Source organism: Thalassobius sp. Cn5-15, from assembly GCF_022347685.1.
Lineage (GTDB): Bacteria > Pseudomonadota > Alphaproteobacteria > Rhodobacterales > Rhodobacteraceae > Thalassobius.
This window is the reverse complement of the sequence record NZ_JAKRGF010000001.1, coordinates 1,068,700-1,081,953: the sequence shown is the minus strand read 5'-3', so window position 1 is coordinate 1,081,953 and position 13,254 is coordinate 1,068,700. Positions and strand designations below refer to the sequence as shown.

Sequence of the window (13,254 nt, the reverse complement as noted above, 5' to 3'; positions counted from 1 at the left end):
ACTGTCTTGTTGCACAGGGAGTTGCGCGCTGGTGCGCAGTAAATTCCTTTCTGTCGCGGCCTGTTAACATTATGATGACACAGGTATTGTATTCGAATTGACAGGCTTCCTATGACACGTCCCGTTGTTGGCATTATCGGCAACCCCCACCTCATCGACGACAGCTATGCCGTGCATGCTGTTGGCCACATGAACTCTGAGGCGGTGGCGACGGTGGCGGGCTGTCTGCCGATGTTGATCGCCCCCGATCCGCGTCTGGTCACGGTGGAGGAATTGCTGGAGGCCTGCGATGGTTTCGTGTTGACCGGTGGCCGCCCCAATGTCCACCCCGAGGAATATGGCGAGGCCGCGACAGAGGCGCATGGTGCCTTTGACCGCTGCCGCGATGCTATTACCCTGCCTTTGGTGCGCGCCTGTGTGGAGCGCGGTCAGCCCTTCCTTGGCATCTGCCGTGGTTTTCAGGAGGTGAACGTTGCGATGGGGGGCACCCTCTACCCGGAAATCCGCGATTTACCCGGACGGATGAACCACCGTATGCCCCCTGACGGCACGCTGGAGGAGAAGTTTGCCCTGCGCCATATAGTGAAATTCTCCGCAGCTGGTCCCTTCCATCAGATGATGGGCGCACAAGAGGTGATGACCAACACGCTGCACGGGCAGGGGATCAAGGCGGCTGGTGCGCGGATTGTGATTGACGGCTACGCGCCAGACGGCACGCCTGAGGCGATTTATGTAAAGGACGCGCCGGGTTTTACCTATTCTGTGCAATGGCATCCTGAATGGGACAGCGCCAATGATCCTGTCTCGCGCCCGTTGTTTGAGGCGTTTGGTGACGCGACCCGTGCCTTTGCTGCCGCGCGACGTGGGCAGTTGCTGCGCCAAAGCGCCTGATCAGGACACACCGTTCAATAGGCGCACCACCGCAGGCGTGCTGAGGCTGAGTGCAAGTATGATCAGGCACAGGCCTAGCGTGGTGGTGAACACACGCTGGCGCAGGGGCGTGTTTAGCCCCTTTGACAGCAACTCCCCCAACGGTGCCCAAAGGCCAATGCCGATAAAACACACCGCGAAATAAAGGGCAGAAAACTGCAGCAGCCCCCATGTGTCGCCCTGCAATCCGAACATCGCCACACCGCTGAGGCTGGCAACCCACGCCTTGGGGTTTAGCCATTGCAGTGCGGCACCTTGCCAAAAGCTGGGGATCGGCACCTCTTGGGTCGCAAAATCGCCCCGCGCGCGGACCAGTTGGATGCCGAAATAACAGATCACCAGTGCGCCAAGGCAGCTGATCACATCAACGACCCATTCTGGGAAGGCCCGCGTCGCGCTGAGGCCCAAACCGGTCAGAACCAAGAGCGCGGTAAACCCGACAGTGGCACCGATCACAAACCGCAGCGCCGCGCGCGCCCCGTGGCTGACGCCGGTGGACAGGATGATCAGGTTCACAGGCCCCGGAGCCAGCGATAACGCGGCGGCAAAGAGCACCATAGATAGGAAGGGCATGTCAGGGGGATCCTTTGGGACGTGGCTACCCATCAGAAGTATCGCCCGCGCGATTGGCGCAAAAGGCTGGCGTAATTGTATTCATTGTGCAAAAAATCGCTTCAATGCTGATCGATCGATTGAAATCGCTGGCTATTTTTGTGGAATGCGTGCGACAGGGCGCCTTCCGTGGTGCCGCACGTGCGCTGGATATGACGCCATCCGCCGTTGGCTATCACATCAAACAGCTAGAGGCGGAACTGGGTCAGCCGCTGTTTTACCGCTCCACCCGCAAGCTGGGACTGACGGATGCGGGTGAACGCCTGTTCGCGAGTGCGGAGGCGATGCTGGGACTGGCTGAAACCGGATTGCGGTTGGCGGCGGATCCGGATGCGGCGTTGCAGGGGCGGTTACGGATTACCCTGACCTCGGCCATGGCGCAGTCGCCTTTGGCGGCAGGTATCGCGCAGTTTCACCGTGACCATCCGCAGGTGGCGTTGGATCTGCACTATTCGGATACGTGGGAGGACCTGATCGGCGGGCGTTATGATCTGGCTCTGCGGTCTGGGGGAATGGAAGATTCAAACCTCAAATGCCGCAAACTGTGGGAGATGCCGCGCGTTCTGGTGGCCAGCCCTGCGCTGTTGGCGGATCATTCACCTCTGAAGGCTCCAGAAGATCTGGCCGCGATCCCGTGGATCCGTTTTGCTAAGATGGTGGGCCATCGTGTGCTGATCGGTCCTGACGGCGGTGAGGTGCATATTCCGCAGGCCGGCAACATCACGGTGAATAATATAGAGGCGATGGTCGATTTCGCCCGTGCAGGTATTGCGCTGGCCTCGCCACCTACACACGTTGTGGCGCATGATCTGGCGGCGGGGCGCTTGGTGGAGGTCTTGGCGGATTGGCGTGTTGCGCCGATCCCTGTCTTTGCCGTCTGGCCCGGTGGGGCTGTCGAAAACCCGCTCACCCAGCGGCTATTGCAGGCGCTGGTCACGCAGTTGAGCTGACGTCCTGCGTGCAGCGGATCAGAGGTCCGTGCGCATGTGCCAAAGTTCTGGGAACAGTTCCACCTCCAGCATCCGGCGCAAGTAGCTGACCCCGCCGGTGCCGCCGGTGCCGCGTTTGAACCCGATGACGCGCTCGACCGTGGTGACGTGGTTGAACCGCCAGCGGCGGAAGTAATCCTCTAGATCCACCAGTTTCTCTGCCAGTTCATAAAGCTCCCAGTGGGCTTCGGGATCTTGGTAGATCTTGAGCCACGCGGCCATCACGGCATCGCTTTTCTGATAGGGCGCGTCATATGTCTGGCGCAGTGCCTCAGGCGGCAGCCCCACTGCGCGATCCAGCGCCATTAGCGCCACATCATAAAGTGACGGCTGTGCCAGCTCATTCGCCAGCAGTTTGGTCAGGTCGTCACGGTGTGCATGGGGGCGTAGCATGGCAAGATTGCGATTGCCCAGCATGTATTCGATTTGCCGGTTTTGGTAGCTTTGGAAACCCGAGCTTTGCCCCAGATCCTCACGGAAACGGGTGTAATCCGACGGCGTCATGGTGCGCAGTACGTCCCATGCGGAATTCAGCTGTTCAAAGATGCGGCTGACACGGGCCAGCATCTTGAAGGCGGGGCGGTAGTGTCCGTCGATCAGTAGGGTGCGGGCGGCCTGCAGTTCATGCACGGCCAGTTTCATCCACAGTTCTGACGTCTGGTGCTGGATGATGAACAGCAGTTCATCATGGGCGCTGGATTTCGGGGCCTGCGCGCCAAGGATCGCATCAAGGCCCAGATAGTCGCCATAGGACATCCGGCCATCAAACTGCATCTGCGCGCCATCTTTGGCAGGATCAAAAGGGGTGTTTTGGTTCTGGGGTTCGTTGGTCATGGTACGTCACCTGAAAAAGCAATGCACGCAGGCTGGTCCCTACGGCGTCATATGGTCTGGTCTAAGGTATAGCGGAAGACCCGCCTCAGGGCGTGACGCAGCTCAGACGGGCCTTGGCCCGCCAGTAGGCCGCCCAGAAACAGGGGCGGCACAGGGGGATATGTCGGGTAGGGGCGTGCATCGGATCAGGTGACGCGGTTGCGCACCTTGTATTCCGGCGTGTCCCAAAGGGCGTTCACCATCACATCTTCGATGATTTCCGCCGCTTTTACCACATCGTCGGGTGTGACGTAGAGCGGTGTGAAGCCAAAGCGCATGATGTCAGGGGCGCGGAAATCGCCGATCACGCCGCGGGCAATCACCGCTTGCATCGCGGCGTAGCCTTCATGGAAGCGGAAGGACACCTGACTGCCGCGCCGTTCGGCATCACGGGGCGAGGCAAGTTCCAACATCGGGCAGCGGGCCTCGACCTCTTTGATGAACAGATCGCACAGTTCAATCGAGCGGGCGCGCACGGCCTGCATGTCGGTCATGTCCCAGACATCCAGCGCGGCGGTCAGTGCGGCGTTGGCCAGGACCGGCGGCGTGCCAACGCGCATACGCTCCACACCGGGGCCCGCGCGGTAGCTGCGTTCAAAGGCAAAGGGCGCGTCATGGCCCAGCCAACCCGACAGCGCAGGTTCCGCACCATCGGCGTGCGCGGGGTTTACGTAGATGAACGCAGGTGCACCGGGGCCGCCGTTCAGATACTTATAGGTGCAGCCCACCGCAAAATCGGCCTGACAGCCCATTAGATCGACCGGCACCGCACCGGCGGAATGCGCCAGATCCCAGACTGAAATGATGCCATTTGCATGGGCCTTGGCCGTCAGCGCTGCCATATCGTGTTTGCGTCCCGTGCGATAATCTACCTCGGTGATCATCATCACGGCGACCTCCTCGGTCAGGTTATCGGCGACCTCCTCGGGCGCGACAACGCGCAGCTCCAGCCCCAAGGTGCCATCGCGGTCTAGCGTCTTGATCAGACCCTCGGCCATGTAGAGGTCCGAGGGGAAGTTACCGCTGTCACTGAGGATCACTTTGCGGGCGGCAGCTGCTCCGCCTTTTGCGTGTTGCAGCGACATAGCGGCGGCAACGGCCTGATAGACCTTGATCGACAGGGTGTCGCCAACCATCACGTGGTTTTCCTCTGCGCCAATCAGACGGGCAATGCGGTTGCCGATCGCAGTCGGGCGCGCCATCCAGCCGGCCTTGTTCCAGCCGGTGATCAGGTATTCGCCCCATTCCTGTTCCATCACCTCTGCCATTTTGGCAGGTGCAGCTTTCGGCAGCGGACCAAGGGAGTTCCCGTCGAGGTAAATCATTCCCTCCGGTAGATGGAACATCTCTTTGGTGGCGTTGAAATCGGTCATGCTGCCCTCCGCTACGTCTGTGGTCGCGACTGTGGTAGCGGATGGGATTTTACGATGCACCAGCAATTTTTGTGCGATTTGGCATCACATTTTGTGATTGAAAAGGGGCAGGCGGCCCGCCCCTCTTGGCGTTGGGGCTTACATCTCTCCGCCGGAGACCTGAATGGCCTGACCGTTCATTGAGCCGGAGTTTTCGCCGCACAGAAACATCGCAGCTTCCACCACCTCGGCCACGGTGACCAGACGGCCATGAGGGTTAGCCCCCACCATCAGTTCACGCGCCTTTACCTCGTCAAGGCCGGTGCGTTGTTTGATGCTTTCGACGTTGCGGGTGATGATCTCTGTCTCCACATAGGCGGGGCAGAGGGCGTTGAAGGTGTAGGGTTTCGCCGCGTGATCGGCAGCAAGCGATTTGATGATGCCGATCATCGCATGTTTGCTGGCGCTGTAACAGGCGGCCCCCGGCAGGCCGCGCAGGCCCGCGATAGAGCTGATGGCGATCACCCGGCCCCAGTCTGTTGTGTGCATGGACTTCAGGCATTCGCGGATGGTCAGGAACGCGCCGTCGACGTTGATGCCCATCATGTGCCGCCAGAAGCTCATGTCAGTTTTGTGCAGCGCCCGTCCCTCGGCGACGCCTGCGTTGGGCACGCAGATCTGGACCGGACCACGGGCGGCGATGGCGCTCGCGACGCCATCGACCACGCTGGCCTCATCGGCGACGTCCATCTGCAGCGCGTGCAGCCCGTTGCCGGCCTGTTCCTCCAGAACCTCTAGCCGGCGACCGGTGATTGTCACCTCTGCGCCGGCTGTGGCCAGCGCCTGTGCGATGCCCAGACCGATGCCGGTGCCGCCGCCGGTGACCAGCGCGTGTTTGCCTTTTAAATGCATGACTTCTCCTCCCTTAGAGATCGTTACGATAGCGACGGGAGGTGCTGGCGCAAGGAAGACGCGCGTTTCCGCAGGGTCAATCAACCAAGGGGCAAGGCAGCACGTCGCTAATGCTGCATTGCGACACGATTTATTGACCTGCGCCCCCTTTTTTTCTGCGTTTGCAAAGTGCATGGTTGCGCTGCCCCCGAAAGAAGAGAGGGGGCCGCCGTTTCGACCCGTTTCGGCAAAGGGCCCCGATGATTATCGGACACGTGCAGAAGGAAAAACCAATGTTCAAATCTCTGGATCTGCCACCCGTCTGGCTTTTGCTGGCGCTGGGGCTGTCGTGGCTTGTGCCACAGCTCTTTCCGCTGGGGTTGAGTCTGGACAGTGCACTGACCGATTTCATCACAGCTGTCTTTATCGGTGGCGGTGTGATTTTGCTGGCGCTGGCGGTGTCAGAGATGCGGCGTCAGAACACCACCTTAACCCCACATCGCGAGGCAGACCGCCTTGTCACCAGTGGGATCTTCAAACGTAGTCGCAACCCGATCTATTTGAGTTATGTGATGCTACTGGCAGGATGTATTTTGCGTTTTGATGCAATTTTGTCCTTGCCTTTGGTGCCTATATTTCTTTGGCTCCTCGAGAGACGGTTTGTGATCCCGGAAGAGAACGCATTGCGCCGCAAATTCCGTATGGACTTTGCCCGTTACTGCGAAAAAACGCGGCGTTGGGTCTAAGTTTGGGCACAACGTCACATTTGACATGCGGGTGAAATACGTATCAATGAGAAGGCCGTTTTGCGCAATAAAGTTGCGCGGCCAGTAAAAGTCACAGTTTCGTGCAAAACGAAGCAACGACCACAGTTCTGAAGGGGGACGTGAAAGTTGAAAATCGGAACGCCAAAGGAAGTCTTTGACGGCGAGAACCGTGTCGCGATGACGCCGGACTCGGCGCGTCAATTGCAAAAGCTCGGGTATGAATGTGCCGTCGAGTCCGGGGCCGGTTTGGCTGCCGGTTTTTCGGATGCGGCATACGAGGAGGCCGGTGTTGAGGTGGTCAAAACCGCAGCTGCGCTGTGGAAAGAGGCCGACATCATCGCCAAAGTGCGTCAGCCCAACGCGACCGAGCTGAAGCGCCTGAACAAAGAGAAGACGCTGATCTCCTTCTTTAACCCCGGTGGGAACGAAGAAGGCATGGCGCTGGCCAAAGCCAAAGGCGCCAACGTGATCGCCATGGAAATGGTGCCGCGTATTTCGCGCGCGCAGAAAATGGACGCCCTGTCGTCTATGGCCAATATTGCCGGTTACCGTGCCGTGATCGAAGCGGGCAACAACTTCGGCCGTTTCTTCACCGGACAGGTGACCGCCGCGGGTAAAGTGCCGCCAGCCAAAGTGCTGGTTGTGGGCGCCGGTGTAGCAGGTCTGGCCGCAATCGGCACCTCGACCTCGCTGGGCGCGATCACTCTGGCGTTCGATGTTCGCCCCGAAGTGGCCGAACAGGTCGAATCCATGGGCGCTGAATTCGTCTATCTGGACTTCGAAGAAGAAGGCGGCGACGGCGCCGCGACCGGCGGTTATGCGCCGGTACAGTCGGATGAATTCCGCGAAGCGCAGCTGGCGAAGTTCCGTGAACTGGCCCCCGAAGTGGACATCGTAATCACCACCGCGCTGATTCCGAACCGCGAAGCGCCGGAACTGTGGACCAAGGACATGGTTGAGGCGATGAAACCGGGTTCGGTGATCGTTGACCTCGCAGCGGAAAAGGGCGGCAACTGTAAGCTGACCGTCGCGGACGAAAAGATCGTGACCGACAATGGCGTGACCATCGTTGGCTACACCGACTTCCCGTCGCGCATGGCGGCTCAGTCCTCGTCGCTTTATGCGACCAACATCCGCCACATGATGGCTGACCTGACACCCGAAAAAGACGGTCAGATCAACCACGACATGGAAGATGATGTGATCCGTGGCGCAACCGTGACGTTCGAAGGTGAAATCACCTTCCCGCCGCCGCCGCCGAAAGTGCAGGCGATTGCCGCACAGCCCAAGAAAGAGGTCAAAGAACTGACGCCCGAAGAGATCCGGGCACAGGAAGTTGCCGCTTTCAAACAGCAGACCAAAAATCAGGTCACCCTGCTGACTGTAGGTGCGGTTCTGCTCTTGGGTGTTGGTCTTGTGGCCCCGGCCAGCTTTATGCAGCACTTCATTGTGTTTGTTCTGTCGGTGTTCGTGGGGTTCCAGGTGATCTGGAACGTGGCCCACTCGCTGCACACCCCGCTGATGGCTGTGACCAACGCGATCTCCTCGATCATCATTCTGGGCGCGCTGATGCAAATCGGCTCTGGCTCGTTCCTGGTGATCCTCCTTGCCGCCCTGTCGGTCTTTATGACCGGTATCAACATCTTCGGTGGCTTCCTCGTGACACGGCGCATGCTCGCCATGTTCCAGAAATCCTAAGGAGTAAGGACTTATGGACTTTGGTTTCACGACTGCCGCTTACGTTGTTGCGGCTGTTCTCTTCATCCTGTCGCTGGGCGGTCTGTCCGGTCAGGAAAGCGCCAAACGGGCCGTTTGGTATGGTATCGTCGGCATGGGTCTGGCGGTTTTCGCAACCCTGATCGGCCCCGGTGCTGGTCTGTGGTGGCTGTCGATCCTGCTGATCCCTGCAGGTGGTATCATCGGCTATCAACTGGCCAACCGCGTGCAGATGACCCAGATGCCGGAACTGGTGGCTGCGATGCACTCGCTCGTTGGTCTGGCGGCTGTGTTTGTGGGCTTCATCGCGCACATTGAACTGGGCCGTGTTCTGGCCATGGGCGCTGAGGAAAAGAAAGCGCTGGAGGGGTTCGCAAAACTGCTGGCCAAAAAGGACGGCGTAGAAATCGGCATCCTGCGGGTTGAGCTGTTCCTGGGCATCTTCATTGGTGCCGTGACCTTCACCGGTTCGGTTGTTGCCTATGGTAAACTGGCGGGCAAGCTGACGTCTGCGGCGACCAAACTGCCGGGCGGCCACGCGCTGAACGCTGGTGCGGCAATCCTCTCGCTGATCACCCTGATCTGGTACTGCAACACCGGTGGTTTCCTGCCGCTGGCGATCATGACCATCGCAGCACTGTTCATCGGCTATCACCTGATCATGGGCATCGGCGGCGCCGACATGCCGGTGGTTGTGTCGATGCTGAACAGCTATTCTGGCTGGGCGGCTGCGGCGATCGGTTTCTCTCTTGGCAACGATCTGTTGATTGTTGTGGGGGCGCTGGTTGGTTCCTCGGGTGCGATCCTGTCCTACATCATGTGTAAGGCCATGAACCGTTCGTTCATCTCGGTTATTCTGGGCGGCTTCGGTGGTGCAGCGGGTCCGGCGATGGAAGTGGAAGGCGAACAGATCGCCATTGACGCCGACGGTGTGGCCACCGCACTGGAAGAGGCAGACAGCATCGTGATCATCCCGGGCTACGGTATGGCGGTTGCACAGGCACAGCAGAACGTGGCGGAACTGACCCGTCGCCTGCGCGCCAAAGGCAAAACCGTGCGTTTCGCGATCCACCCCGTTGCCGGTCGTTTGCCGGGTCACATGAACGTTCTGTTGGCTGAGGCAAAAGTGCCCTACGACATCGTGCTGGAAATGGACGAGATCAACGACGACTTCCCCGAAACCGATGTGTCCATCGTGATCGGTTCGAATGACATCGTTAACCCCGCCGCACAAGAAGACCCCAACAGCCCCATCGCCGGCATGCCGGTTCTGGAATGCTGGAAATCTAAGCAGGTCTTCGTCTCCAAGCGTGGTCAGGGGACCGGGTATTCGGGCATCGAGAACCCGCTGTTCTTCAAAGAGAACACCCGCATGTTCTACGGTGACGCGAAGAAGTCGCTGGATGACCTGCTGACCCGCATCAGCTGATCGGGTCAGACGACTGAAACATAAGAAGCCCCGCCGATCCGGCGGGGCTGTTTTATGTGGACCCTCCGGTGCGCAGCATCGGATCGCGCCCGACCCCGCCGCCAAAGGCGGGCGCGATTGTCTGACGGTGCCGCGTTTGGCGTCGCTGGTTTGTCTCACCTACGTTGCGTTTGCGGTGGGCCGCCCTCGGGATCGGGCGCGCCCGTTACCTCGTGCCAAGACGTTGTTCGCTTTGAGAATTTTGCATTGGTTCATGCTCTACCCTTCTCTGTATACCACGGCATTCCGTTAACCTATTGAAAATGCTTTGATTTTCTTATCCATCTTATGCCATCACTCTCGGAATCAATCCCGTGAGGCCCCGAAATGACCATCACCGATCACCCCTTGCGCTATGAATTGGCGAATGAACTGCACGCGCGGCCTTTCCCGTCGTTGGAGGTCCCCAGTACCGCGACCTATCTGGCGATCAAACATCCTGACCGTGCGGTGGGGCGGGACCGGCAGGCGGATCGTGATCATTTGATCGCGCTCCTCGACCGTCACGGCGCGCCGCACCCGCAACCGGGGGCCACGCATTATTCTGCCCGCATCGGGCGGCATGAGCTGAAATGGGAAAGCCATACCGAATTTGTGACTTATACCGCCTTTACGTCGACACTGTCTGCCCGCGCCTTTGACCCCACGGATTTTGAGGTGTTTCCAGCCGACTGGCTGGAGCAAGCGCCGGGGGTGCGCGTCGCATCGGCCCATATCCGTGTGCAGCCACGTCCTGATGATGCGAGCGTGCGGGGGCTGTTGGCGGACTGGTTTGTGCCTGAAAGCCTTGCCGTCAGTCGGGTTCTGGACGACGGTGCAATTTTGGCGGGCGATTTCCGCGTTGATCCGGCAGGACACACGCGCTTTGCGGTTTTTGTGAACGATGAAACCGGAGCGCGACGGGTGGGGCGCATCGTGCAGCGTCTGTGCGAGGTGGAGACGTACAAAAGCATGTCGATGCTGGGCTTTGCTCGGGTGAAGCAGATCGGTGCCGATCTGGGGCAGTTGGAGCAGACGCTGGCGCATCTGGTGGATCACATGGGGGACACGGGGCTGGATGCGGAACAGACCCTGACGCAGCTGCTGACCACCTCTGCCGCGCTGGAACAGCAGATGGCGCGGAACAGCTTCCGCTTTGGTGCAACGGGGGCCTATGAGGCGCTGGTTAACCAGCGCATCAAGGTTCTGCGTGAGGAACGGTTTCAGGGGCGTCAGACCTTCGCGGAATTTATGATGCGCCGCTATGATCCCGCAATGCGCACGGTGAAAGCGACCGAAGCACGGCTGGCCGCATTGTCAGATCGCGCGCGCAGGGCAGGGGAGCTGCTGCGAACGCGGGTGGATGTGGAACGCTCTGCCCAGAACCAGTCGCTGCTGTCCAGCATGAACCAGCGCGCTGATATGCAGTTGAAACTGCAGAAAACTGTCGAAGGCCTGTCTGTGGTGGCGATCAGCTATTATGCCGTTTCGCTGGCGTCTTATGCGGGCTATCCGTTGGCGAAATGGCTGGGGTTGAGCAAGGCAGGACTGACCGCAGCGTTGACCCTGCCGGTGGTGGCGCTGGTCTGGTGGTCGCTCAGGCGGATCCAGTCGAAGCTGCACTAAGCCACAAACAAAAACGGCCCGCTGCATCTGCAACGGGCCGTTTGTTTTTGTAGTGCCTTTAGCGGCCGCGGATCCGCGGATCCAATGCGTCGCGCAGACCATCGCCGAGGTAGTTCACACTCAGCACTGTCAGCGAAATCGCCAGACCGGGCCAGAACACCCGTTCGGGGTATTGCTGCAGGTAGTCGGTGGCATCAAACAGAAGACGGCCCCAAGTGGGGAAGTCCGGCGGGAAGCCAAGGCCAAGGAAGGACAGCGCCGATTCCGTGATGATCGCATTGGCGATTCCCAGCGTGGCCGAGACCATGATAGGTGACAACACGTTGGGCAGGATGTGGCGGATGATCATCTGTGCGTTCTTGGTGCCGATGGAACGGGCGGCCAGAACAAACTCCCGCTCTTTCAGTGCCAGAACATCGCCACGCACGATCCGTGCCGTGGGCATCCAGCTGGTCACGCCAATGGCGCAGACAATCAGGATGAAGATCCCAGTTTCCGGTCCGAAGGCAGCGTTCAGCGGGTCGCGGAACAACAGCACCATGACCAGCAGCAGTGGCAGCAGCGGCAGCGCCAGAAACAGATCAGTCAGACGCATCAGAGGCCCGTCGAGGCGTCTGAAGAAACCGGCGAGCACGCCGATGAACGATCCCAGTACCAACGCCAGCAGCATCGCGGTGATGCCAACGGCAACCGATACCTGACCACCGGCCATCATCCGTGCCAGCGTATCACGCCCCAGTTGGTCAGTGCCCAAGGGATGCGCAAAGGTTGGGCCCTGATTGCGGGCACGGATGTCGATGTAGGTCGGATCATAGGGCCAGATCCACGGGCCGATGGTAACCGCCAAGAGGATGATCACAAAGATGATCCCGCCCAGAAGGGCACCCTTGTGGGTCTTGAACTGCTGCCAGACCGCAACCCATTGGCTGCGCGGCGGGGCCGATGGCATCGGGTCGCTCAGCGCGCCGATGGGGTTTACGTTTGTGTCATCAGTCATAGCGAATCCTCGGGTCCAGGATGCCGTAGAGGACATCGGCGATGATGTTGAACAGAACGATCAGCAGCGCAAAGATAAAGGTAAGCGTCTGCACAGTGGGCAGGTCATTTGCCTCGATCGCGCCGATCAGCATATGGCCCAGACCGTTCACCTTGAACACCTGTTCGGTGATGATCGCACCGGCAAACACCTGCGGCGCACCAAGGGCGATTACGGTCACAACAGGGATCATCGAATTGCGCAGCACATGCACCATCACCACGGCGCGTTCGCCCAGACCCTTGGCCCGTGCGGTGCGCACATAGTCCTGGTTCAGGTTGTCCAGCATCGACGCCCGCATGAATCGGCTGATTTGTGCCGCGTTGAACAGCGCCAGAACAAACACCGGCATCGCCAGCTGTCGCATCTGGAAAACGAAGCTGTCCCAATCCGTCACCTTGTGGGTGGTGTCATAGATCGAGGGGAACCAGCCAAGGTTTACTGAGAAGATCACAATCAGCAACACGCCGGTAAAGAACGTCGGCACCGAAAAGCCGATCATCGACACGAACGTCCCGATCTGGTCAAAGATCGAATACTGGCGGTAGGCGGAATAGATTCCGATCGGCAACGCGATCAGCACGCCGACCACATAGGATAGGCCGACCACCCACAGTGTCTGCGGAATGCGCTGCACCACGATATCCATGACCGGCGAACGGGTCTGCCAGCTAAGCACGCGCAGTTTGCCTTCGGCAAAACCGGTGCCAAAGAGGTGGTCGAACAGCACCTGCGGTTCAACCCAGAAGAATTGCACCAGCCATTTGAGGAAACGCACGTGCATCGGTTGGCCAAGGCCAAGCGCTTCGCGCATTTTTTCTTTTACCTCTGGGGGTACGGTGAGCGGGACCTGTGCCATCGGATCGCCCGGCGCTAGCTCGAGCAACAGGAAGATGACCAGGCTGATGAACAACAGGGTTGGCACAGCCAACACCAATCGTCGAACAGTAAAAGTCAGCATATACGGAGGCCTTTTGCGGCTATTCTTGTTTCAAGTGCGCTCATATACCGAAAA

Annotated in this window: 12 protein-coding genes; 6 read left to right on the top strand and 6 right to left on the bottom strand. The window is 59.5% G+C overall.

The annotated features are described in order from the left end of the window. Positions 1-111: 111 nt before the first annotated feature. Entirely contained in the window at positions 112-891 is a 780-nt protein-coding gene (locus MHM86_RS05120) for a gamma-glutamyl-gamma-aminobutyrate hydrolase family protein (protein WP_239196589.1), read from the top strand. Here the strand turns inward: MHM86_RS05120 and MHM86_RS05115 are convergent, their stop codons facing one another. Continuing rightward, positions 892-1,503, bottom strand: coding sequence for a LysE family translocator (locus MHM86_RS05115; protein WP_239196587.1), 612 nt, complete (start codon positions 1,501-1,503; stop codon positions 892-894). It lies immediately after the preceding gene. Between the two features lie 104 nt (positions 1,504-1,607). On the opposite strand from MHM86_RS05115, the gene MHM86_RS05110 reads away from it, so the two are divergent. Continuing rightward, the gene (locus tag MHM86_RS05110) at positions 1,608-2,492 is read left to right on the top strand and encodes a LysR family transcriptional regulator (protein WP_239196585.1); all 885 of its coding nucleotides are present in this window, start codon (positions 1,608-1,610) and stop codon (positions 2,490-2,492) included. A gap of 18 nt (positions 2,493-2,510) precedes the next feature. Here the strand turns inward: MHM86_RS05110 and kynA are convergent, their stop codons facing one another. The 3 genes from kynA to MHM86_RS05095 form a co-directional block, all read right to left on the bottom strand. After that, complete coding sequence (gene kynA, locus MHM86_RS05105; protein WP_239196583.1) at positions 2,511-3,365, bottom strand: tryptophan 2,3-dioxygenase; 855 nt, start codon at positions 3,363-3,365, stop codon at positions 2,511-2,513. A gap of 185 nt (positions 3,366-3,550) precedes the next feature. Then, positions 3,551-4,777, bottom strand: coding sequence for a kynureninase (gene kynU, locus MHM86_RS05100; RefSeq protein WP_239196581.1), 1,227 nt, complete (start codon positions 4,775-4,777; stop codon positions 3,551-3,553). Positions 4,778-4,915: 138 nt separating this feature from the next. Continuing rightward, positions 4,916-5,668 carry an SDR family NAD(P)-dependent oxidoreductase gene (locus tag MHM86_RS05095; RefSeq protein ID WP_239196579.1) on the bottom strand — a complete coding sequence of 251 codons (753 nt, stop codon included), beginning with the start codon at positions 5,666-5,668 and terminating at the stop codon, positions 4,916-4,918. Between the two features lie 272 nt (positions 5,669-5,940). Here MHM86_RS05095 and MHM86_RS05090 point away from each other — a divergent pair, with 272 nt between their 5' ends. The 4 genes from MHM86_RS05090 to MHM86_RS05075 all read left to right on the top strand — a co-directional run bounded on the left by MHM86_RS05090 (position 5,941) and on the right by MHM86_RS05075 (position 11,203). Further along, on the top strand, positions 5,941-6,393 hold the full coding sequence (locus MHM86_RS05090; RefSeq protein WP_239196577.1) for an isoprenylcysteine carboxylmethyltransferase family protein: 453 nt from the start codon (positions 5,941-5,943) through the stop codon (positions 6,391-6,393). Positions 6,394-6,540: 147 nt separating this feature from the next. Beyond that, positions 6,541-8,112: a Re/Si-specific NAD(P)(+) transhydrogenase subunit alpha gene (locus tag MHM86_RS05085; RefSeq protein WP_239196575.1), complete on the top strand. Its 1,572-nt coding sequence runs from the start codon at positions 6,541-6,543 to the stop codon at positions 8,110-8,112. A 13-nt stretch (positions 8,113-8,125) separates the two neighbouring features. Further along, positions 8,126-9,559, top strand: coding sequence for an NAD(P)(+) transhydrogenase (Re/Si-specific) subunit beta (locus MHM86_RS05080; RefSeq protein ID WP_239196573.1), 1,434 nt, complete (start codon positions 8,126-8,128; stop codon positions 9,557-9,559). Between the two features lie 366 nt (positions 9,560-9,925). Further along, positions 9,926-11,203, top strand: a complete 1,278-nt coding sequence (locus MHM86_RS05075; protein WP_239196571.1) for a DUF3422 family protein — start codon at positions 9,926-9,928, stop codon at positions 11,201-11,203. A 58-nt stretch (positions 11,204-11,261) separates the two neighbouring features. Here the strand turns inward: MHM86_RS05075 and MHM86_RS05070 are convergent, their stop codons facing one another. Both MHM86_RS05070 and MHM86_RS05065 read right to left on the bottom strand, forming a co-directional pair. Further along, positions 11,262-12,200, bottom strand: a complete 939-nt coding sequence (locus MHM86_RS05070) for an ABC transporter permease (RefSeq protein WP_239196569.1) — start codon at positions 12,198-12,200, stop codon at positions 11,262-11,264. Next, on the bottom strand, positions 12,193-13,200 hold the full coding sequence (locus tag MHM86_RS05065; protein ID WP_239196567.1) for an ABC transporter permease: 1,008 nt from the start codon (positions 13,198-13,200) through the stop codon (positions 12,193-12,195). The genes MHM86_RS05070 and MHM86_RS05065 overlap by 8 nt, the downstream gene beginning before the upstream one ends. Positions 13,201-13,254 lie beyond the last annotated feature (54 nt).

Excerpts from the sequence above, each read along its gene's own strand:
- MHM86_RS05120 (WP_239196589.1), top strand. The coding sequence starts at position 112 with ATGACACGTCCCGTTGTTGGCATTATCGGCAACCCCCACCTCATCGAC.
- MHM86_RS05115 (WP_239196587.1), bottom strand. The coding sequence starts at position 1,503 with ATGCCCTTCCTATCTATGGTGCTCTTTGCCGCCGCGTTATCGCTGGCT.
- MHM86_RS05110 (WP_239196585.1), top strand. The coding sequence starts at position 1,608 with ATGCTGATCGATCGATTGAAATCGCTGGCTATTTTTGTGGAATGCGTG.
- kynA (WP_239196583.1), bottom strand. The coding sequence starts at position 3,365 with ATGACCAACGAACCCCAGAACCAAAACACCCCTTTTGATCCTGCCAAA.
- kynU (WP_239196581.1), bottom strand. The coding sequence starts at position 4,777 with ATGACCGATTTCAACGCCACCAAAGAGATGTTCCATCTACCGGAGGGA.
- MHM86_RS05095 (WP_239196579.1), bottom strand. The coding sequence starts at position 5,668 with ATGCATTTAAAAGGCAAACACGCGCTGGTCACCGGCGGCGGCACCGGC.
- MHM86_RS05090 (WP_239196577.1), top strand. The coding sequence starts at position 5,941 with ATGTTCAAATCTCTGGATCTGCCACCCGTCTGGCTTTTGCTGGCGCTG.
- MHM86_RS05080 (WP_239196573.1), top strand. The coding sequence starts at position 8,126 with ATGGACTTTGGTTTCACGACTGCCGCTTACGTTGTTGCGGCTGTTCTC.
- MHM86_RS05075 (WP_239196571.1), top strand. The coding sequence starts at position 9,926 with ATGACCATCACCGATCACCCCTTGCGCTATGAATTGGCGAATGAACTG.
- MHM86_RS05070 (WP_239196569.1), bottom strand. The coding sequence starts at position 12,200 with ATGACTGATGACACAAACGTAAACCCCATCGGCGCGCTGAGCGACCCG.
- MHM86_RS05065 (WP_239196567.1), bottom strand. The coding sequence starts at position 13,200 with ATGCTGACTTTTACTGTTCGACGATTGGTGTTGGCTGTGCCAACCCTG.